Origin of the sequence: Sinorhizobium sp. NG07B (assembly GCF_002532005.1) — a bacterium.
GTDB lineage: Bacteria > Pseudomonadota > Alphaproteobacteria > Rhizobiales > Rhizobiaceae > Sinorhizobium > Sinorhizobium fredii_C.
The window spans coordinates 187,797-207,742 of record NZ_NWTD01000006.1 but is presented as its reverse complement, the minus strand read 5'-3'; the positions used below and the strand labels follow the sequence as shown (position 1 = coordinate 207,742).

17 protein-coding genes and 1 pseudogene are annotated in these 19,946 nt (G+C 63.5%); 4 read left to right on the top strand and 14 right to left on the bottom strand.

Annotation, left to right across the window (positions count from 1 at the left end):
* Positions 1 to 59: 59 nt before the first annotated feature.
* Positions 60 to 653 (bottom strand): hypothetical protein, encoded by a 594-nt coding sequence (locus tag CO664_RS31710; protein WP_337441823.1) that lies wholly within the window; start codon positions 651 to 653, stop codon positions 60 to 62.
* Positions 654 to 695: 42 nt separating this feature from the next.
* On the opposite strand from CO664_RS31710, the gene CO664_RS31245 reads away from it, so the two are divergent.
* A complete protein-coding gene (locus tag CO664_RS31245; RefSeq protein WP_234820292.1) occupies positions 696 to 1,211 on the top strand; it encodes a hypothetical protein in 516 nt (171 codons plus the stop codon).
* Positions 1,212 to 1,216: 5 nt separating this feature from the next.
* On the opposite strand, the gene CO664_RS20755 is transcribed toward CO664_RS31245, so the two are convergent.
* The 7 genes and pseudogenes from CO664_RS20755 to CO664_RS20725 all read right to left on the bottom strand — a co-directional run bounded on the left by CO664_RS20755 (position 1,217) and on the right by CO664_RS20725 (position 9,844).
* Complete coding sequence (locus CO664_RS20755; RefSeq protein WP_234820291.1) at positions 1,217 to 2,125, bottom strand: MFS transporter; 909 nt, start codon at positions 2,123 to 2,125, stop codon at positions 1,217 to 1,219.
* Between the two features lie 219 nt (positions 2,126 to 2,344).
* A pseudogene (glsA, locus tag CO664_RS20750) lies at positions 2,345 to 3,179 on the bottom strand (glutaminase A).
* Between the two features lie 242 nt (positions 3,180 to 3,421).
* Positions 3,422 to 4,459, bottom strand: a complete 1,038-nt coding sequence (gene hemH, locus CO664_RS20745; RefSeq protein ID WP_097526676.1) for a ferrochelatase — start codon at positions 4,457 to 4,459, stop codon at positions 3,422 to 3,424.
* A gap of 115 nt (positions 4,460 to 4,574) precedes the next feature.
* Complete coding sequence (locus tag CO664_RS20740) at positions 4,575 to 6,452, bottom strand: bifunctional UDP-sugar hydrolase/5'-nucleotidase (protein ID WP_097539796.1); 1,878 nt, start codon at positions 6,450 to 6,452, stop codon at positions 4,575 to 4,577.
* A gap of 224 nt (positions 6,453 to 6,676) precedes the next feature.
* On the bottom strand, positions 6,677 to 7,042 hold the full coding sequence (omp10, locus tag CO664_RS20735) for an outer membrane lipoprotein Omp10 (protein WP_097539763.1): 366 nt from the start codon (positions 7,040 to 7,042) through the stop codon (positions 6,677 to 6,679).
* 294 nt (positions 7,043 to 7,336) lie between these two features.
* On the bottom strand, positions 7,337 to 8,788 hold the full coding sequence (locus CO664_RS20730) for a homospermidine synthase (protein WP_037420244.1): 1,452 nt from the start codon (positions 8,786 to 8,788) through the stop codon (positions 7,337 to 7,339).
* 144 nt (positions 8,789 to 8,932) lie between these two features.
* Entirely contained in the window at positions 8,933 to 9,844 is a 912-nt protein-coding gene (locus tag CO664_RS20725; RefSeq protein WP_097539762.1) for a DUF3445 domain-containing protein, read from the bottom strand.
* Positions 9,845 to 9,961: 117 nt separating this feature from the next.
* Here CO664_RS20725 and CO664_RS20720 point away from each other — a divergent pair, with 117 nt between their 5' ends.
* Positions 9,962 to 10,912 (top strand): sensor domain-containing diguanylate cyclase, encoded by a 951-nt coding sequence (locus CO664_RS20720; protein WP_097539761.1) that lies wholly within the window; start codon positions 9,962 to 9,964, stop codon positions 10,910 to 10,912.
* Here CO664_RS20720 and CO664_RS20715 read toward each other — a convergent pair.
* From CO664_RS20715 to CO664_RS20705, 3 genes are read right to left on the bottom strand one after another with little or no spacing between them, the layout of a single operon-like run.
* Positions 10,877 to 11,503, bottom strand: coding sequence for an aminotransferase class IV family protein (locus CO664_RS20715; protein WP_097539760.1), 627 nt, complete (start codon positions 11,501 to 11,503; stop codon positions 10,877 to 10,879). The two genes, CO664_RS20720 and CO664_RS20715, sit on opposite strands and share 36 nt — an antisense overlap.
* Entirely contained in the window at positions 11,500 to 12,657 is a 1,158-nt protein-coding gene (locus CO664_RS20710; protein WP_097539759.1) for an aminodeoxychorismate synthase component I, read from the bottom strand. The genes CO664_RS20715 and CO664_RS20710 overlap by 4 nt, the downstream gene beginning before the upstream one ends.
* A 36-nt stretch (positions 12,658 to 12,693) precedes the next feature.
* Complete coding sequence (locus tag CO664_RS20705; protein ID WP_097539758.1) at positions 12,694 to 14,562, bottom strand: M3 family oligoendopeptidase; 1,869 nt, start codon at positions 14,560 to 14,562, stop codon at positions 12,694 to 12,696.
* A 184-nt stretch (positions 14,563 to 14,746) separates the two neighbouring features.
* On the opposite strand from CO664_RS20705, the gene CO664_RS20700 reads away from it, so the two are divergent.
* On the top strand, positions 14,747 to 16,288 hold the full coding sequence (locus tag CO664_RS20700) for a sigma-54 dependent transcriptional regulator (RefSeq protein ID WP_097539757.1): 1,542 nt from the start codon (positions 14,747 to 14,749) through the stop codon (positions 16,286 to 16,288).
* Between the two features lie 180 nt (positions 16,289 to 16,468).
* Positions 16,469 to 18,307, top strand: coding sequence for a DUF882 domain-containing protein (locus tag CO664_RS20695; protein WP_097539756.1), 1,839 nt, complete (start codon positions 16,469 to 16,471; stop codon positions 18,305 to 18,307).
* A 77-nt stretch (positions 18,308 to 18,384) separates the two neighbouring features.
* Here the strand turns inward: CO664_RS20695 and CO664_RS20690 are convergent, their stop codons facing one another.
* From CO664_RS20690 to CO664_RS20680, 3 genes are all read right to left on the bottom strand, one after another.
* Positions 18,385 to 18,651 carry a DUF2312 domain-containing protein gene (locus tag CO664_RS20690; RefSeq protein ID WP_037389186.1) on the bottom strand — a complete coding sequence of 89 codons (267 nt, stop codon included), beginning with the start codon at positions 18,649 to 18,651 and terminating at the stop codon, positions 18,385 to 18,387.
* Between the two features lie 160 nt (positions 18,652 to 18,811).
* A complete protein-coding gene (locus tag CO664_RS20685; protein WP_037420220.1) occupies positions 18,812 to 19,117 on the bottom strand; it encodes a DUF1244 domain-containing protein in 306 nt (101 codons plus the stop codon).
* 16 nt (positions 19,118 to 19,133) lie between these two features.
* The gene (locus CO664_RS20680; RefSeq protein ID WP_097539755.1) at positions 19,134 to 19,928 is read right to left on the bottom strand and encodes an N-formylglutamate amidohydrolase; all 795 of its coding nucleotides are present in this window, start codon (positions 19,926 to 19,928) and stop codon (positions 19,134 to 19,136) included.
* Positions 19,929 to 19,946 lie beyond the last annotated feature (18 nt).

Below are 19,946 nucleotides of genomic sequence, written 5' to 3'. Positions count from 1 at the left end.
CATGGTCTTCTGATGACGTGAAACCGGAGCGGCGTCATGATTCGGGTGGGTACCAAGTATCAACACCTCGTGCACGGCACTGGCTGCGGCTGCTTCAGCCCCGTTTTACAGCAAGCATCGCGCCGCTTGGAAGAATTTTCCCGCAGGAGCTTTCTTGCTTGTGCGGGTGCCGCGGCCGCCACTGGGATAATGCCTGGGCCATCCTTCGCCCAGGGACCCGCCTCCAAGGTTCTCTTGAGCAAAATCCGGTTGTTCGATGGCAAGTCCGACCTTTGCGGGCCGGGGTTCAGGTCCTGATCGAGGGCAACAGATGCGACGAACAGGGCTCCGCCGTTCGACGCGACCGTGATCGATTGCGGCGATCGCGTTCTGATGCCGGGCATGATCGATGCGCACTGCACACGCTGTATGCCGCAGTTCCCTTGACGGTCATAGCGACTTGCGATCCAGGCTTCGTGTTCTCCGCCTCCACGGCCGAAGCGGAACGGACACTCCTGCGCGGCTTTACCGCCGTCCGTGACCTGGGCAGTCCCGTCTTCTCTTTCAAGCAGGCGATCGACAGCGGCGTGATACCGGGTCCGCGCCTTCGGCGAGGAGGAACTCCGTGCGGCGATTGACGTTGCTCGGGACTGGAACATTACGTCACTGTCCATGCCTATGCCCCGAACACCGTCCAGCGGGCGATCGCGGCGGAAGTGCGCTGCATCGAGCATACGCATCTGATGGACGAGGAGACGGCAAGGCTCATGGCCGACAAGGAAGTCTGGCTCAGCACCCAGCCTTTCCTGTCGACGAAGGATATCGCCCCGGAGGCAGGGCCATCGGCCGAACGCATGCAGCAGGTCTTTGCCGGAACACCGAGAACCTACGAGCTCGTTCGCAAGCACGGGATCAAGGCGGCATGGGTGTCGGATGTGCTGTTCTCCCCTGAAGTGACGCGGCGCCAGGGCATCATGCTCACCCATCTCAGCCGCTGGTACACCAACGCCGAAACGCGCCGTATGGCGACATCGGTCAATGCGGAACTGCTGGCGCTCTCCAATCTTCGCACGCCTTTTCCGGGCAAGCTCGGCGTCATACAGGAAGGCGCGCTTGCCGATATCCTGGTTCTCAATGGCAATCCGCTCGCGGACATCCGCCTGATCGAAGATCCGGAGAAAAACGTGGCCGTCGTCATGAAAGACGGCCGGCTCCGTAAGAACGCGCTGTAGCGCCTTCAGCCCTCGGGGATCTCGCCCGGCCGATAGTTGGGCAGCTTGCCGGCCGGCAGGATCGTCAGGAGAGCGAGCCCGGCCATCATCAGGAAGCCGAGCTTGAGAGCCCGCAGCCTCGCCTCTGTGTTGATGCGAAGCGCCTCGGCCTTCTGGTCGGGCGTCGCGGTGGTGGCCGCGACTATGCTCTCGAGTCTTTCGTTGCTGGCAAAGGTGATGCTGTCGAGGTTCACCTGCGACTGGATCTCGATCGACAGCGTTGGCCGTCTCGCGGCGCCGCGTCCACAGCAGAAATCCCGGGCCAAGCACGATGCGATGAGAATCAGGATCGGTGCCGGCGACAGGCCAAGCACGTTGAACGGTGCAGTCGGCCGAGCCAGAGCAAGTCCCGAACCGTTCAGATTGTTGAAGCCGAAGCTGATAAGAATGATCGCCGTTGCGGCAAGCAGCACGCCGAGGAAGCCGATCCGCACCTCAGGGCGACCGTGATCTGGCTTGAGCCGGAAGCTCAGCAGCAGGACGAGCGCCGAGACGGCGATCAGGATTCCGGAGACCGGCCGCCAGCCGATATAGGTGCCGAGCACGCCGCCGATCAGCAATGCCAGCACGCCGGCGCCTGCCCGGGCCGATCCCAATGCGCCCAAGGCCGTCGCCTGCTGGGTGCCGTGGTAGTTTTCGGCGATCAAGGCGATGAGGGCGGGAACGATGACGGCGCCGGCGGCACCGCACAGCGCCTGCGCAGTGATCATGGCCGTCGCGTTTGGGCTGAAGGTCATGAGAACCTGCGCCAGTCCAAACACAATGACAGCCAGCCGGAAGACGCGCAGCGCACCGAACCGCTGTACGAGCTTTGCACCCAGCATGACAAAGCCCGCGACGATCATCGAGTAGGCAACGATGCCGGTGGCTACCACCGTCGGTGCAACCTGGAAACTTTGACCATGCCGCCAAGCGCGACGGGCAAGGACGCCACATTGAAAGACATGATCGCCTGGCCGAATGCAATCGCGACCATGGGAATCCAGGAGGCTCGCTCTTCCGCAAGTTCCTGCTGGGCGGATGTCGTCGCGGCCATAGATAGTCCCCTTTGGACCTGGCGATTTCTTCAGCTAGCTGAAGCGGCGCGCCGGCCATCAACCGGGCGGTGACATCAACAGATCGAGCCCGAGCCGTTGTGACAGGAATTGCGCCACCAATTGTCCCTTGACGCTGTTGCACGCCTCGTCGAGAGGCGGCGCGAAGGTGCCGAGACCCCCTTTTCCGGGCGAGACAGTAACGATGCCGCCGCCGATTCCGCTTTTGCCCGGCAGCCCGATCTCGTAGAGCCAGTCCCCGGAGGTCTCGTAGAGGCCGGCGGTCAGCATGACCGCCAAGGCATAGTGACAGACTTCGGGTCTGACGATCTGTTCGCGCGTCAGCGGATTGAAGCCGCCATGCGCGAGCGTTGCGCCCATGACGGCGAGATCTTTGGCGCTGACGTTCAGCGAGCATTGCCGGGTATAGAGCTCCGTCGCCTCCATGGGATCGCAATAGATGCGGCCGAGGCTTTCCAGCATCCAGGCAATGCTCCGGTTCCGGGAGTTTGTTCGGGAAGCGGAGTCATAGACTTCATCGTTGACGGACAGCTGCCTTCCGGCAAAGCGAGACAGGCCCTCGCTGATGAAGCGCATTTCGCTTCCTCGGTCTCTCCCGGCACCAGGCTCGTCGTGGCGATGGCTCCGGCATTGACCATCGGATTGCTGCGGCCCTCCGCGTTGCGCTCGGTCCCGGCAACGGAGTGAAGGCGTAGCCGGTCGCATTCACGCCCAGCCGCTCACGCGCGCCGGTGGCGCCGATCACATCGCAGATCAGAGCGAAGATGAACGGCTTGGAGACGCTCATGAGGGTGAATTCATGTTCCGCGTCTCCGACGGCGAACACGCGCCCGTCAACGCTCACGACGCAAATGCCGAAGAGATTGCTCGGCACGTGGGCCAGGGCCGGATAGACTTGGGAGTTCTGTCCCAGCGCGACGGAGGCAAAGCGTTCGTGGGCCTGCGTGACCAGGCGTGCGACATGATCGGACGGCGGAAGGCTCCCTGTCGAGACATAGGAGCTTTGCGGGTCGAAGAGGGGATCCAGTAGCTCCACGTGCCCTCCTCAGCGGTCGGGCGACCAATGCTACGTTCAACTCAGCGGTGTATTCTACATCAGAAGAAAGGGCGCTGCAACTACAGCCAGCCCTCGAGTTCACGGCGCACGACGTGGTTGAGCACGGCCATGCCTTCGGCGCTGTCGTTCAGACAGGGGATATGGGCGAACTTCTCGCCGCCATTGTGATGGAAGCTTTCGGCCGCCTGGCCGGCGATTTCTTCCAGCGTCTCCAGACAATCGGAAACGAAGCCCGGATTGATGACGGCGATGCGCTTGACGCCGTCCTTGGCGAGCCTCTCGACCGTCGCGTCCGTATAGGGCTGCAGCCATTCCTCCGGTCCAAAGCGCGACTGGAAGGTCACCTGCAGCTTCTCCTTCGACCAGCCGAGCCTCTCGCGCAAGAGCCGCGCCGTCTTCTGACAATGGCAATAATAGGGATCGCCAAGCTCGAAATAGCTTTTCGGAATGCCGTGGAACGACGCCAGAACGACCTCCGGCTGCCAGTCGAGCCTTGCCAGGTGGCGCTCGATCGACGTGGCGAGCGCGTCGATATAGACCGGGTCGTCGTGGTAAGGAGGGACGGTGCGCAACGCCGGCTGCCAGCGCATCTTCAACAGCGCCTCGAAGGCCTTGTCGTTGACCGTAGCGGTCGTTGCCGCTGCATATTGCGGGTAGAGCGGAAATACCAGGATGCGCTCGCAGCCCTGCTTTTGCAGCGCCTCCATGCGCGAGGCGATCGAAGGCTGGCCGTAGCGCATCGCCCAATCGACGACGACGTGCGGGCGATCGGCGAAGCCTTCGGCCATCAGTGCGGCCTGGTTGCGCGTGTAGGTTCTGAGCCAGCTTTCGTTGAGCGCCCTGTTCCAGATCAGCTCATAGGCCTTGCCGACCTTCTGCGGGCGCGTGTTGAGCACGATGCCGTAGAGGATCGGGTACCAGAAGAGGCGCGACCATTCGATGACGCGGCGGTCGCTGAGGAACTCCTTGAGGTAGCGGCGCATGGAAGCGTAATCGGTGCCGTCCGGCGTGCCGAGATTGACCAGCAGGACGCCGACCTTCCCCGATTTAACGGCGGGGTGAGCAGCGGCGGTCGGTTCGGCAACTAGGTCTGTCATCGTCTTCCTCACGGGCGTTTATATGTTTAGCAGCGCCTCTGTTTTCAAATCCTTCTAAAAAGAAAAGCCGGCGCGGGAAAGCCCGCACCGGCCTTTGCCACAGAGGCAAATTGTCTTACTTCGCCGGAATCTCCAGTTCCCTCCCGATCTCGAGCGCGCGCGGGGCCGGATCGCCATTGGCTGCCGCGATTTTCTTCCACTCGAAGCCGTTGCCGTAGAAGGACTCGGCCAAATCCCAGAGCGTGTCGCCCCGGGCGATGACGTGCTTCTGCGGTCCGCCAGCGGCCGATGCGGTTCCGCCCGATGGCTGGGCGGCGGGTGCCGCGGCAGCGCTTTCGGCCGGCTTGGTTTCGGCAGCCGGTTCCGCCGGCGTCGTGCCGGCCGCAGCGGCGACCTCCGAAATGCGGCCGTCCGTATAGGGTTTGAACGGCTGATGCGCCGCAAGATAGTCTGCCAGCACCGTTTCGAGACCCGGACCGTAGTCGTAGGCGTTCTCGCCCTTGGATTTGAAGACCGCGTAGCCGTCGCCGCCGCCGCGCATGAAATTGTTGCTGACGAGCGAATAAGTCTTTTCCGGATCGAGCAGCTTGAAGGCGTCACCCTCCTTCACCTGGATCGAAACAAGGCGGCTGCCGGCGGGCTTTGAACGATCGAAGGAGAATTTGAGGCCGGCCACTTGCGGGAACCGCCCGCCGCCTTCCTCGACCTGGCTGACGCCGTTCTCCAGCGCCGCGCGGATATCGGCACCCTTCAACTGGAAGGTCGCGACGGTGTTCTGGAAGGGCAGCACCGTGATCACTTCGCCCATCGTCACGTCGCCGGCGTCGATCGAGGCCCTCAGGCCACCGCCATTGGTGATGGCGATCGTCACGCCCTGGCCCTTGACGCGGTCGAGCAGGGCATCGGCGACGAGACTGCCCATCTCGCATTCCTTCGCCCGGCAATTCTCGCGCGATCCGTCGATCGGCGCTTCCGTTTTGGCGACGATCTTCGTGCGCAGTTCTTCGATCGGCTTAGCGAGCTCCTTGACGCGCGCGACCACTGCCTCATCCGGCTTGATGGAGAAATCGACTAGGATCGGATCGCCCTTGGCGGCCTTGACGACGCCGCTGTCGTCGAACGTGACGACGAGGTCGCCGAGATACTTGCTGTAGGAGCCCGCCTGGACCACCGGCACCTTGTAGCCGCCGGGGTTGTCGACCATCGTCGGATAGGGGCCTTCGGCCTTCTCGTCGGTGTTGGAGAGGAGGCTGTGGGAATGGCCGCCGACCACGACGTCCACATCCGGGATCTTGGCGATCGCTGCGAGGTCGCGCGGATAGCCGACATGCGTCAGCGCGACGATCTTGTTAAGGCCCTGTTTCTTCAGCTCGTCGACGGCGCTGGTGATCGTCGCCACGTCCTCGCCGATCAGGATGTCCGGGCCCGGCGAGGAGAGCTCCGGCGTGTCGTTGGCGACCGCGCCGACAATGCCGATCTTCTGGCCGCCGAGGTCGAGCACGATCGACGGCTTGATACGGTCGCCGATCTTCGACTTGTGGCTAGGAAGAACATTGGCGGTGACGACGGGGAACTTGACCTTGTCGAGGAAGCTCGCGAGACCGTCCTCGGCTTCGTCGAACTCGTGGTTGCCGACGGTCATCGCGTCGAACTTCATCAGGTTCAGGAATTCCGCTTCCGCCGCGCCCTTGTAGGTGGTGAAGAACAGCGATCCTTGAAAGTTGTCGCCGGCATTGAGCAGAAGCACGTTCTTGCCGGTAAGCTCCTGGCGCTTCTGGTCGATCAGCGTCTTCAGACGGGCGACGCCGCCGAAGCACTCGTTCTTGCCTTCCTCCTCGGCCGAGCAGGTCGAATCGAACTTGTTGATCGACTCGATGCGCGAGTGCAGATCGTTGATATGCAGGATGTTCAATTCGTAATCGGCGAAGGCGGCGCCCGATGAAAGGGCGAGAAGGGATGCGGTGATGAGGCCGGTCCGCATGGATTTGATCATGATGTTCTCCTGTTGCCTGTCGTCTTCAGCCGATTGCAGGCCCCAGTCGGAAATCATCGCCCGGCCGAGGCATTTCAGCAGGCCGGATGTTTTCATCAGTCGCGCCGGACTTCAAGCGCTAAACACGTCTCTTCTTTGCCGGATTCCAAGTAGGGTTAAGCCGGCTCAGAAACAAAGAAGCCTCCGGTCGGAGGCTTCTTTGACATGCATTGTCGGATCTCTGCTCAGCCCTGGCGGGCGAGCGAGAATTGGGCGCCTGCATCCGTCGTGCAGTTCAGCTGCGCCGGTGATACGAGCGCGCAGTTGACCCTGGATTGGGTATTCCTGACCAGAGAGGTCATGTTGATCTCGACGAGCGTCGGGCTGACATTCACATAGGTGCCGGAAGCGAGAAGCTGGTTGGTGTCGGTGGTGCGCGTCGAGAAGGTGCCGCCGGCAAAGGTAGAGATAATGCCGTTCGGATCGACCCAGGCGCCCTCCACGCCGCTCGCCCGTACCTGCGGCGCCTGGCGGATTTCCCTCGGAGACGACTGGCAGGATGCAAGCGCCGTGGCGGTTGCGAGAATGGTCAGTATGGCGAGTGGCTTCATCGGCGTTTCTCCCGCGTCACGAGTTGAAGCGGAATGCAAACGCAATGCCGCTACAGACTTCTGTTCGCCCCGCTCTACCGCATAATTCGCTCCGCCGGAACCGGCTTGACGGCAAATTGAGCAGCGGAACAGCGTTCCAGGGCGACTTTGTACGCCGGGCGTTGCGCCCAAGCCGCAGGAGGCTTTCGATTTCGCCGTTCAGTTGTGAGCTGCAAGCAAGAGGAGGAAGCGGCGCCGCGGCGCGACAATCATGGTCGGGGCGCCCGGAGCCAGCGAGCTCCGGGCGCAATCGGCTTAGCGGACAAGGATGTTCTTGAACTGCCAGGGGTCCTTGGTGTCGATGTCTTCCGGGAAGAGGCCGGGCCGGCCGTCGAGCGGCGTCCAATCGGTGTAGTGGCCTTCGACCGGACCGAGATAGGGAAGCTGCACTTCGAGGCAGCGCCTGTAGTCCATCTCGTCGGCCTCGACGATGCCGGCCTTCGGGTTCTCCAGCGCCCAGACCATGCCGGCGAGAACGGCGCTCGTCACCTGCAGGCCGGTGGCGTTCTGATAGGGGGCGATGCGGCGGGTTTCCTCCAGCGACAGGCGCGAGCCGTACCAGTAGGCGTTCTTTTCGTGGCCGTAGAGCAGCACGCCGAGTTCGTCGATGCCGTCCTCGAGTTCCGTCTCGTCGAGCACGTGGTGCACCGGTTGCGGCGTGCCGCCGTTGCCGAACATTTCGTGCAGCGACAGGACCGCGTCGTTGGCCGGATGATAGGCATAGTGGCAGGTCGGCCGATAGGTGACTTCGCCGTTCTTGTCGCGGGCGGTGAAGAAGTCGGCGATCGAGATCGATTCGTTATGGGTGACGAGGAAGCCGTATTGCGGACCCGGCGTCGGGCACCAGCTGCGCACGCGGGTGTTGGCGCCCGGCTGCTCGAGGTAGATCGCCGCCTGGCAACCCTTCTTGTGTCTCCTAGCGTTCTTCGGCATCCAGTTCTCATGGGTGCCCCAGCCGAGTTCGGCCGGCTGCATGCCTTCCGAGATGAAGCCTTCGACCGACCAGGTGTTCCAGAAGACGTTGAGCGGCTTCGGGTGCTTGGTGCGTTGGGTGTCGCGCTCGGCGATGTGGATGCCCTTGACGCCGGCCTTCTTCATCAGCTTGGCCCAGCCTTCACGGTCGTCCTGGTGCGGTTCCTCGTATTTGAGGCCGAGATCGTCGGCGAGGTTGAGGAGCGCCTTCTTGACGAACCAGGAGACCATGCCCGGATTGGCGCCGCAGGTCGAAATCGCCGTGGTGCCGCCTGGGTTCTTTTCCTTCTCGCGGCGCACCGTCTCGCGCAGCGCGTAGTTGGTGCGCGCGGCGTTGTCCATCTCGGAGTCGAAATAGAAGCCGAGCCACGGCTCGACGACCGTGTCGATGTAGAGTACGTCGAGCTTGCGGCAGAGCTTGATGATGTCGAGCGACGAGGTGTCGACCGAGAGGTTGACGCAGAAGCCCTGGCCGCCGCCTTCGGACAGGAGCGGCTTCAGCAGTTCCTTGTAATTGTCCTTGGTCACGGCGGCGCGGACGTGGCGGACGCCGTGGCGGGCAAAAATCTCCGTGTCCTTGGCGTCTTCACGGGGCTCCACCACGATCAGCCGGCTCTTGTCGTATTTGAAGTGGCGCTCGATCAGCGGCAAGGTGCCGTGGCCGATCGAACCGAAGCCGATCATCACGATCGGGCCGGTAATCTCGCCATAGACCGGGTAGCTGGTGTCTGCCATTTTTGCGTCTCTCCTGACAAAACGTCTCTGATGCTGCTTGAATGCGCGCGGAACAGCGCGCCTCGGAATCTCGCGTGAGGCCCTAGAGCATAGTTTCGTGTCACAATAAAGGGCCGGCGGGTCAACCGCGATTTCGGATATTGCTTAACCGGCTATCGATAGGAGGGCCGAGATCAGCGCCTCCCGCTTGCTGACGAGGCCCTTGTAGGCCGCCTGCGGCGGCGTCAGGTCGTTCAACTGTCCGATGAAGACGCGGGCAAGAGCGGCCGCGTCGGGCCTGTTTCTGAGCGCGGCAACCGGGTCGGAATAGATGCGGATGGTGAAGACGATCGCGCCGGTTCGCGGCAGCTTGCGAAGCGTCTGCCTCTCGACGCGAATGAAGGTGCCGTCCTCGGTCAGGTGGACGGCCTCGGCGCCGATGCCCTCGGCCTTCGATTTCGGCAGATGCAGCGCGCCGTCGACATTGACCGCCCAGTTGAAGCGCTCGACGAAGCGGGCCGGCGAGAGATTGTCGAACATGCGGGCGATCAGCTCCGCATTGCGGCTTCCGCGCTCGAAGCCAGGCACCGGGGCGTGAATTTCGTCGAGCGTCCGGCCGAACTTCTCACGGAGAGACCAGGACGACGGAAAGGCGACATAGGCGGCGGTAAGCCGCCATTCGCCGGCCTTGCGTTCGAGGATCGCCAGATCATCCTGGATCAGCGAGCCGGCGATGACGAGAGGAACGTCGTCGTCGAACGCAACGCGGCGGCCGCCGGCGATCATCGTGCCGTTTTCCCGCCGATAAAGCTCGGGGTAGCGGTGCTGGAGGTAGTCGGTCAGAAGATCGAGCAATTCCCACTGGGCAGTGTCGGTCCCGTCCTCGGCCGCGAAGACCTCTTGGCGGCTTGTGGCAAGCAGCCTCGCCTTTTCGCTGAGATAAAAGTCCAGCGCCTCGTCCGGCTCGATCCAGCGATCGGGGTCGAGCTGCGTGAGCCCGATCGTGAAGGGCTTCGACGAACCGTCATAAGGTGTGTGCTTCATGTGCGAATTCGGCACGTTCTGCGACTTAGCCATTTTCCCTTGGTTTCACATGTTGTACGACTTGCCGCAAGCTTTTCGTGCTATAGCTTTAGTTGATCCGTCCGCTTCGCGCCGTGATTGATTTGTTGTTCAAGCTGGAGCAGACCAACCGTGACCGGTGATTACCTCAAGGCCCTGATGGGTTTGCAAGCCCGATCGCCCGTGCTGATCTCGCTCTACGATCAGCACGATCGGCTGCGCTTTGCCAATTCGGCATTCCGTTCCACTTTTCATGTCGGCGCCGACGAGTCGCCGACATGGGAAGAGATCATGCGCCGCAATCACGCGGCAGGCCGGGGCGCAATGCTCGGGATCGACGACATCGAGACCTGGATCGCCACGGCGCTCGCGCGGCGCCGCAGCGTGCCGTCTCGTGCGTCGGAAGCCGAACTGCATGACGGGCGGTCGCTGTGGGTGACCGAGACCGTTGACGAAAAGGGCTGGACGCTCTCCATGGCGGTCGACGTGACCGGGATACGGGAGGAGGAGCGCAAGCACCGGAAGGACAGGGATTTCGCCTTGCGGGATTCGCCGGTGGAGGAACTGGTCCACGTCCCCGACCGCCGCCATACGCTCGGGAAGCTTGCCGAGTTCATCCAGGACTGCGCCGAGAATCCGCAGATGTGGGGTTGCGTGGCGATTGTCGACATCGACTATTTCAAGGCGATCAACGACCGTTACGGCCCGCAGCGCGCCGACGAGGTCCTGCTCGACTTCGCACGCCAGATGCAAGGCTTCGTCCGCCGCTCCGACTGCTTCGGCCGCATCGGCGGCGAGGCGTTCATGCTGATCCTGCCCGATACGACGGTCAGCGAGTCGAACCTCATCCTCGATCGCCTTTTGGAGAAGATACGAGGCGCCAGGCCGCTCTCCAACATTCCGGAGTTTTACTACACGTGTTCGGTCGGGCTTGCGGAGTATCGCGACGGCGACAAGGTCAGCGATATCTATTCCCGCGCCAACCAGGCGCTCCATCTGGCGAAGCGCGAGGGCCGCGACCGGGTGAAGCGCTACACCCTGCCAGGCTCAGACCACGAGTTCCGCCCGGATCAGACCTCGTAGTGAATTGCCGACATAGAGACGGCCGCGCCGAAGGTCGGCAGCCGACAGCCGCGCCACTCGCGCGCGCCGCTGGCAGATGAGTTCGCTGCGCAGCACGCCGGCGAGCAGACCACAGGCGATCGGCGGCGTCTGCAATATGCCGTCGCCGTCGTCGAGAAAGATCGAGGTGATCGTCCCCTCGCAGATCTCGCCCTTCTCGTTCAGCAGCACCACCTCGTCGGCCTCGGCCGAGGAAAACTCGCTGCGCGCCGTTTCGTAGGCGCCGCGCCGCGTCGTCTTCATGCGAAGCAGCCGGTCCGAAGAATCGAGCCGGGTCGAAGCGATCCGGACACGCCACAGCGCATCGGCCGACAGCGGCACGAACGGCGCGGTCGTAACCGCTATGGCACCCTCGCGGTCGAGCGTAAGGCGGACGCGCAAAGCGCCGCGCGAGTTGCGGACTGCCTCGAACAGCCGCGCCTCGGCCTCCGCGGTGCCGGCAAAACCGAGACGCCTCGCGGACCGCGTCAGTCGGGCAAGGTGCAGCCTAAGGCGGACGAAGCCGGCCTCCGGTTCGTAGCGCAGGGTCTCGATCAGCGAGAAATCCGTCATCGGTCGATCTCGGCGTCGCCGACGGCGAAACGCGCCTTCAAGAGGCACTCGTCGTATTCGGCCTCGGCCTTGGAATCGAAGACGATGCCGCCGCCGACATTGAAGATGGCGCGGCCGTCGGGAAATAGCGAAATCGTCCGGATCGCCACATTGAAGCGCATGACGCCGTTCGGCGCGATGAAGCCGATCGCCCCGCAATAGGCATCGCGAGGGCCGGATTCCAGCTCGTGCAGGATTTCCATGGCCCGCATTTTCGGCGCGCCGGTCACGGAGCCGCACGGAAAAAGGGCGGCGAAGATGTCGGCGATCGTAATGTCCGGCAGGAGCTTGGCCCGAACATGGCTCACCATCTGATGAACGGTCGGGTAGGTCTCGATCTCGAAGAGCTTCGGCACATCGAGCGTACCGACCGCGGTGACGCGGGAGATGTCGTTGCGCAGCAGGTCGACGATCATCCGGTTTTCGGCCTGGGTTTTCTCGTCTTCGCGCATCTCGGCGATGATCGCCGCGTCCTCCCCAGCGGTCGCCCCGCGTGGTGCCGTGCCCTTCATCGGATGCGTCTCGATCCAGCCGTCCGCATCGACACGGAAGAAGAGCTCGGGCGAGCGCGACAGCAGGAGCGGCCCGTCGAGCGCCACGAGTGCCCCGTATTTCACCGGCTGGCGTTCGATCAGCGACCAGAAGGCGGCGCGCGGGTCGCCGGACCAGCGCGCGTGGATCGGCATCGTCAGGTTCGCCTGGTAGCAATCGCCCCGTCGCAGGTGCTGGTGCAGCCGCTCGAAGCGTTGGCGATAGGCAGGAAGATCCCAGCGGGCGCGGGCCTCGGAAAGGAACGGTTCGTTTTCCAGGCGTCGGCGCGGCTCGGCGAGGGGGTGGCCTTCCGCCGGCGCGTCGAAGACACCAAAGGACATCAGCGGCGTCTCGCGGTTTTCCTCGGCGAAGGGCGTGAGCTTTTCCTCGAAGAGATGGCCCGCCTCATAGGCCATATAGCCGGCGAGCCATTTGCCGGCACGGCGGGCAGCCTCGAGTTCTGAAAGTCCACGGCGGAACTCGGCCCGCGTGCGCGCCGTGATCACGCGCGACGGCTCAGCGAAGACTGTCGTGCGGTCTTCGCTGTCGTCCCGGAAGAGGACAAAGGGCGCGTGTTCGATCATCTAAAGCCGTCGCTGTCAGTCGCCGTCCTGGCTGGATCACGCCCTATCAAGCGCTTCCAGCTCGTCGATCAGGCCCTCAATCATCGACAGCCCCTGTGCCCAGAACGACGGATCGGCGGCATCGAGCCCGAAGGGCGCCAGGAGTTCGGAATGATGCTTGGTTCCGCCGGCCTTCAGGAGCTCGAAATACTTCTGCTGGAAGCCGCTTTCGGCGTTGCGATAGACGGCATAGAGCGAGTTCACCAGGCAATCGCCGAAGGCATAGGCATAGACATAGAAGGGCGAGTGGATGAAATGCGGGATACAGGCCCAGTAGGTCTCATAGCCCTCCGAAATCCGGATGGCCGGCCCGAGGCTTTCGCTTTGCACCGAAAGCCAAACTTCGCCGAGATCGTCGGCCGTCAGTTCGCCCTGCTTGCGCGCCGTGTGGACCTTGCGTTCGAACTCGTAGAAGGCGATTTGCCGCACCACCGTGTTGATCATGTCCTCGACCTTCTGGGCGAGCATCGCCTTGCGCTCGCGCTTGTCCTTGGTGCTGTCGAGCAGCGCGCGGAAGGTCAGCATCTCGCCGAAGACGGAGGCGGTTTCGGCGAGCGTCAGCGGCGTCGACGCCATTAGCGCGCCCTGGCCACCGGCAAGCACCTGGTGGACGCCATGGCCGAGCTCATGGGCGAGCGTCATCACGTCGCGCGGTTTGCCCATATAGTTGACGAGTACGTAAGGATGGACGGACGGAACCGTTGGATGGGCGAAGGCGCCGGGGGCCTTGCCCGGCCGCACCGGCGCGTCGATCCAGCGGTCTTCGAAGAAGCGCCGGGCGATCGAAGCCATTTCCGGCGCGAAGCCGTGATAGGCGGATAGGACCGTGTCCTTCGCCTCGGCCCACGGGATCAGCGCGGTCGGCGTTTCCGGCAGTGGCGCGTTGCGGTCCCAGAACTCCATCTGTTCCATGCCGAGCCACTTGGCCTTCAGCGCGTAATAGCGATGCGACAGACGCGGATAGGCAGTCTTGACCGCCGCAGCGAGCGCGTCCACCACTTCACGCTCGACCCGGTTGGCGAGATGGCGGCTGTCGGCGATGTCCTCGAAGCCGCGCCAGCGGTCCGAGATCTCCTTGTCCTTGGCGAGCGTATTGGTAACGAGGGTAAAGGTGCGGATATTCGCCTTGAAGGTTTCGGCCAGCGCCATGGCTGCCTTCTTGCGGTTTTCGGAGGACGGATCCTGCAGGAGGTTCAAGGTCACCTCGAGCGGCAGCGCTTCGCCATCGACCGAAAAGGTGAGCGAGGCGATCGTCTCGTCGAACAGCCGGTTGAATGCACTTGCCCCGGTCATCGATTTTTCGAGGAAAAGCTGCTCGAGCTTGTCGTCGAGTTGGTAGGGCTTGTCCTTGCGCAGGTCGAGAATCCAGGGCTTGTAGTGGGCAGCGAGGCTGTCCGCCTGGAGCGCCGCATCAATCACCTTGTCGTCGATCCGATTGAGTTCCAGCGAGAAGAACAACAGATGCGCCGATATGTCGGTGAGCTTCGATTGGACGTCGCCATAGAGTTTGCCGTTCGCCGGATTGGACGTATCGGAGAAATAGGTGAGGCCGGCGAAGGAGGCGATGCGGCCCATCAGGTCCTCGAGCGCCTCGAACTCCTTGACGGCCGCGCCGACGCCTTGATCGCCCGTCCTGCCGGCGGCCTCCGCGAGCTTGCCCTTCCACTTGTTCTCGAAGGCGAGCGCGTCGGATTCCGCCTTTGCGAGGTCGGAGCGGAACTCGTCGGAGGTGGCCGAGGCGTAGAGATCCTCGAGCCGCCAGGTGGGCAACTCGCCGAGATCTGCCGCCGGGCGGGCCGCCTGCCCGGCCGGCGTGAGCAGTGGAGAGGGACCGACGGCGGCGAGAAGGGGCGAGGCGAGGGTCATCGGCGGTTCTCTCCTTTTGACTATGGAAGGCAGCGATATGGGGCGCATTGCTACCGCCCGCAATGGCTAAAATGCAAGCATTTCTCAAAACACGATGTTCAGCCCTTTATGGCACGAATGGCTGGCATGATTTGGCACATGAGGCTGGCCAAAGAGTACCGCGTGTCCTGAGCAGGAGGCTTTCGTGACATCCCATATTCTTGTCATCGACGACGATCCGGTGCAGCGCCGTTTGCTGACGAACATGATCGAGCGGCTCGGCCATGTCGCGCATCTCGCCGACAACGGGCGCAGCGGGCTCGAACTGTTGGAACGCAAGGGCGGCATGATCAACCTCATCCTGCTCGATCTGTTGATGCCGGAGATGAATGGCCACGGCTTTCTCGAGGCGCTTTCCGAACGCGGTATCGACACGCCGGTCATCGTCCAGACCGGGCAGGGCGGCATCGAGACGGTCGTGCAGGCGATGCAGGCGGGCGCCTTCGACTTCCTCGTCAAGCCTGTCTCGCCGGAGCGGCTGTCGATCGCCATCGGCAACGTGCTGAAGATGGCGAGCCGCGACGGGCGGGTCAAAACCTCTCGCCGGCCGCGCGGCGGCGCCGTCGGTTTCGACGATATCGTTTCGGCGAGCCCGGCGATGATCCGGGTGCTCGACCTGGCGCGCCGCGCCGCGCAATCGAATATCCCGATCGTGCTCGAGGGTGAATCCGGCGTCGGCAAGGAGATGGTTGCGCGGGCGATCCAGGCGGCAAGCGACCGGGCCGGCAAGCCCTTCGTCACCGTCAACTGCGGTGCCATCCCGCACAATCTCGTCGAGAGCATCCTCTTCGGCCATGAGAAGGGGGCGTTCACCGGCGCGACCGAAAAGCACAGCGGCAAATTCGTCGATGCGGACGGCGGCACGCTCTTCCTCGACGAGATCGGCGACCTGCCGCTCGAGGTTCAGGTGAAGCTGCTGCGCGCCGTCCAGCAGGGCGAGATCGAGACGGTCGGCGCGCGCCAGCCGCAGCGGGTCAATGTGCGGCTGATCTCGGCTACCAACAAGGATCTGATCAACGAGGTGCGCGAAGGGCGCTTCCGCGAGGACCTCTACTATCGCCTCAACGTCTTCCCGATCACGATCCCGGCGCTCCGCCGGCGCAAGGAGGACATTCCCGTCCTGGTGCGCGCCTTCGTCGAGCGTTTCACCGCGGAGCAGAGGCTCAACCACCCCTTGACGGTTTCGAACGGGGCGATGGCGCTGCTGACCGCCTATGACTGGCCCGGCAACATCCGCCAGCTCGAAAACGCCATCTTCCGCGCCGTCGTGCTTGCCGACGGCGGCGACCTCACGGTCAAGGACTTTCCGCAGATCGCCACCCAGATACCGGGCTATGTCGTTGCCGACCGTGGCGGGCTCTCCTGGGGCGAGGCGGGTCCGGACCGCCGCGCGGCTCCCGCCCCTGCGACCGTTCACGTTCCGCGCGCTGAAACTCAGGAAAAGTCCGACTCGTTCGGCGCGGTTTCCGAAGGACGGTTCGAGAACGCCATCGCCAGCGTCGATCAGGGCGGCGAAGTGCGCAAGCTTGCCGAGGTCGAGGAGGAACTGATTCGGTTTGCGCTGAAGTTCTATCGCGGCCAGATGAGCCAAGTGGCCCGCAAACTCGGCATCGGGCGCTCGACGCTCTACCGAAAACTCAAGGATTACGGCATCGATCCCGACAATCCACTGCGCGAAGCGGCATAAAATCGACGCATTCACACCTCATTTGCCGTCCAATTCAGTCACCGCCGTTTAGACCTTGTTAGGAAACTGTTCACTATATTATAAGGGGCGGTGACTACTGTGGCATATTTGCCATGCTGTCACCTTATTTGACAGTCATCTGAGACAGCAAAGCACGGTTGTCCGTCGAACGGGGATTGAATGCCAAATTTGTTCGGTTTGGGGGGACCCATCTTTTCCTTGACGCGCAGACTCTGCTCGGCGATCACCCGTAAGGGTCCGCAGATTCTCGCCTCCATTGCCTTGACGTGCTCCCTCGTCACTCCCGGAATGGCGCCGCCGGTCGAGGCCGCCGGCCAGACGCGGACGCTGAAGCTCTATTTCATCCATACCAAGGAAAAGGCGCAGATCACCTTCAAGCGCAACGGCCGTTACGATGCGAAGGGCCTGCAGCAGATCAACCGGTTCCTGCGCGACTGGCGGCGCAACGAGCCGACCAAGATGGACCCGCGCCTCCTAGACCTCATCTGGGAAGTCTACCAGAAGAGCGGTTCGCGCGACTATATCCACGTCGTCTCTGCCTATCGCTCGCCCGCCACCAACGGCATGTTGCGATCCCGTTCGAAGGGCGTCGCCAAGAAGAGCCAGCACATGCTCGGCAAGGCGATGGACTTCTACCTGCCCGACGTTAGGCTCAAGACGCTGCGCGAGATCGGCATGAAGTTCCAGGTCGGCGGCGTCGGCTATTATCCGACCTCCGGATCGCCCTTCGTGCACATGGACGTCGGCGGCGTGCGCGCCTGGCCGCGCATGACCCGCAACGAGCTCGCCCGCCTCTTCCCCGATGGCAAGACGATGCACATTCCCGCCGACGGCAAGCCGCTACCGGGCTTCCAACAGGCGGTTGCCGATTACAAGCGGCGCGTCGGCGCGTCGGCGATCGAGGTGGCCGGCGGTGGCGCGAAGGGGCCGGGCGACGTTGGCACCGGCAAGCGCCGCAATCTCTTCGCCGCGCTCTTCGGCGGCGGCGGGGACGAGGATGAAGAACCGACGGCGATTGCCGCCGGCGCGGGCGAAGGCGGCGACGAGGGAGTTCCGGCCAAGGCCCAGACCGCCTCGGCGCCCGCCGGTCAGGAGGCGCTGCCGGGTGTCGCCGGTTCGGTCGCCGGTGCGCCGGCCGACGATCAGCAGAATATCAACGCGCCCGTGCCCGCCGTGCGACCGGCCTTCAAGAATGCGCCGGCCGAAAGCGGCGTAGCGGTCGCGCTCGTTGCACCGGAAAAGAACAGCGCCCAGGAGGCGCTCGCCGCGGCCATGCCGCAGACCGGGCAAACGCCATCGGAATATGCGGATCTCAGCACGCTGAAGGTGCCGGTCCCGCAGATGCGTGAGAACACGCTCATGGCCGGCGAAACGCTCGTGGCCTCTGCCGACGGCCAGACGGCCGAACTCGGCTTCGTGCCGGTGCCGGGAATGCGTCCAGCCGGACAGGCTGCGCTCGCCGCCGTCGCCGCGGCCGATGTCACCGCCCCGCTCGTTGAGGAGCGCCCGGTCGCGGCCGCATCCGTGGCCGAGACGATCGCCATGGCCCGGCCGCCTGAAACGCGTGTCGCGCTCGCTGCCCCGACGGTCGACGAGCATGCTGCACCGGCGGTCCAAATGGCCGCCTATGCGCCGCAGCCCGACAGCAGCTCGCGGGCCTCGATCTTCGACAGCGCCTTCGACACCGAGGCGGACCTGCCTTCGAAGGGCGCGCGCCCGAAGCGGCAGGATGCGGAAGCGGCAAGCCGCTCCTCCGTTCGGACTGAGCCGAAGCTGACGAAGAAGATCATTTCCGAATGGGCGCTTTCGACCGGCCGCGTCGCCACGCTGTCGAAGCCGGTCAAAGCGCCGCGCTTCGTCAGCAGCTCGCTCAGGGCCGCGCCGACGACCGTCTATGCGGCCGGCTTCAACAGCAATGCCGGCGCCACGGTCGATACGGCTCGCTTCAGCGGCACTGCGGTGAATTTCATGGAAGTGAAGAAGTTCAGTACCAACTGAGGTCCTTCTCCCGGACACAGAAAAAGCCCGCCCGGTCTGAACTGACCGGGGGGCTTTTTCATTCAGCCTGATCGGGCTTAAGCGGCCTCGTCGGCGGCGGGAACCATGCCCAGTGCCTGCAGATAGGTGTCGAGGATTGCCTCCTGCTCCATGCGCTCGTCGGCGTCCTGCTTGCGGATCGAAATGACCTTGCGCAGGATCTTCGTGTCGAAGCCCATCGACTTGGCTTCACCATAGACATCCTTGATGTCGTCGGCGATCGTCTTCTTTTCTTCTTCCAGCCGCTCGATCCGTTCGATGAAAGCGCGAAGCTGATCGCGTGCGAAGCCTTGAGCATCGGACATGGTCTTCTCCTTTTGGGGAATGAATTCTGGTGCTGTGACCTGCCGCGAACGGCAGGCGAGGTCAAGGGCGATTGCGCAACAGGTAGGGCAATTCCTTCCCGCGCCGTCGCCGAAGAGGGCCGCAGATGTGGATTGATGTGGATACGGCGGAAAACGGCCGCTATTCCTTCGGGCGATTGCGCTCGAACGCCGCCTGCTGCTCCGCGGACGCGTCCTTCTGATAAAGCGCGCGCCATTCCTCATAGGGCATGCCGTAGACGATCTCGCGCGATTCATCCTTGGTCATCGATATGCCCGAGGCTTCGGCCGCTTCCCGGTACCAGTTCGAGAGGCAGTTGCGGCAAAAACCGGCGAGGTTCATCAGATCGATGTTCTGGACGTCGCCGCGCTCGCGCAGATGCTCGATCAGCCGGCGGAAGGCCGCGGCCTCGAACGCGATACGCTGCTCCTTGCTGAGCTCGGTCATGTTATGTCTCCGTTTGTCAGCCATCATAGGCACCGGTTCGCGAAGGATAGCGCTGATAGGCGTGGAGCGCCGGCATTTCGTTTAGCTCCGCGAGGATCGGCGCCAGCCGCTCGGCCCAGGCAGTGACGCCCGCCATGTCGGAGATCAGGTCCTGTCTCACCTCGATCAAGGCGTGAGCGATGCCCGGCACCATGCAATGGCGGTACATCGTATCGCCCCTCAGCGCGCCGTCATAGGGCTCGTTGTTGCCGACGACGATGTCGCCGGCGCTCTCGAGTCTTTCGATCAGTGGAAAGACGGCGCGGGGGTCGTTGTCCCAGAGCACCGCCGCGTGCCAGGGGCGCGCGATACCCTTCCAGGCAGGCGTGAAGGAATGCAGCGAGATCACCAGAGGCGCCTTTCCGCTCGCCGCAGCGGCCTCGGCGATTGTTTGCGAGGCCGCCTCGTGGTAGGGCCGGTGGAACCGGTTCAGCCGGTTCTGCCATTCCTCGTCGGTGATCGGGTGGTTGCCCGGAATGACGGCGCCGTCCGAGATCTTCATGATCAGCGTCGGATCGTCCTCACCGCGGTTTGGGTCGATCAGCAGACGCGAGAAGCAGCCGAGGACTGCCGGTGCTTCGAGGGCCGCCGACAATTGCCGCACCAATGGCTCGATGCCGATATCATAGGCGATGTGGCGTTCGAAGGCGCTGTCGGCAAGGCCGAGTCGCCCGTATTCCGGGGGAAGCCGGTTCATGGCGTGGTCGGCCAGAAGGACGAGGCCGTTTTCGCGCTTGCCGCCGATGATTTCATAGGGGGAGAAGTGCCGCATTCCGATCCTGTGTCGCTC

What these genes read in the sequence shown, in the direction of transcription:
- CO664_RS31710 (WP_337441823.1), bottom strand. Translation starts at nt 653, where the DNA reads ATGGACAGTGACGTAATGTTCCAGTCCCGAGCAACGTCAATCGCCGCA.
- hemH (WP_097526676.1), bottom strand. Translation starts at nt 4,459, where the DNA reads ATGACAGACCTAGTTGCCGAACCGACCGCCGCTGCTCACCCCGCCGTT.
- CO664_RS20740 (WP_097539796.1), bottom strand. Translation starts at nt 6,452, where the DNA reads ATGATCAAATCCATGCGGACCGGCCTCATCACCGCATCCCTTCTCGCC.
- omp10 (WP_097539763.1), bottom strand. Translation starts at nt 7,042, where the DNA reads ATGAAGCCACTCGCCATACTGACCATTCTCGCAACCGCCACGGCGCTT.
- CO664_RS20730 (WP_037420244.1), bottom strand. Translation starts at nt 8,788, where the DNA reads ATGGCAGACACCAGCTACCCGGTCTATGGCGAGATTACCGGCCCGATC.
- CO664_RS20725 (WP_097539762.1), bottom strand. Translation starts at nt 9,844, where the DNA reads ATGGCTAAGTCGCAGAACGTGCCGAATTCGCACATGAAGCACACACCT.
- CO664_RS20715 (WP_097539760.1), bottom strand. Translation starts at nt 11,503, where the DNA reads ATGACGGATTTCTCGCTGATCGAGACCCTGCGCTACGAACCGGAGGCC.
- CO664_RS20710 (WP_097539759.1), bottom strand. Translation starts at nt 12,657, where the DNA reads ATGATCGAACACGCGCCCTTTGTCCTCTTCCGGGACGACAGCGAAGAC.
- CO664_RS20705 (WP_097539758.1), bottom strand. Translation starts at nt 14,562, where the DNA reads ATGACCCTCGCCTCGCCCCTTCTCGCCGCCGTCGGTCCCTCTCCACTG.
- CO664_RS20695 (WP_097539756.1), top strand. Translation starts at nt 16,469, where the DNA reads ATGCCAAATTTGTTCGGTTTGGGGGGACCCATCTTTTCCTTGACGCGC.
- CO664_RS20690 (WP_037389186.1), bottom strand. Translation starts at nt 18,651, where the DNA reads ATGTCCGATGCTCAAGGCTTCGCACGCGATCAGCTTCGCGCTTTCATC.
- CO664_RS20685 (WP_037420220.1), bottom strand. Translation starts at nt 19,117, where the DNA reads ATGACCGAGCTCAGCAAGGAGCAGCGTATCGCGTTCGAGGCCGCGGCC.
- CO664_RS20680 (WP_097539755.1), bottom strand. Translation starts at nt 19,928, where the DNA reads ATGCGGCACTTCTCCCCCTATGAAATCATCGGCGGCAAGCGCGAAAAC.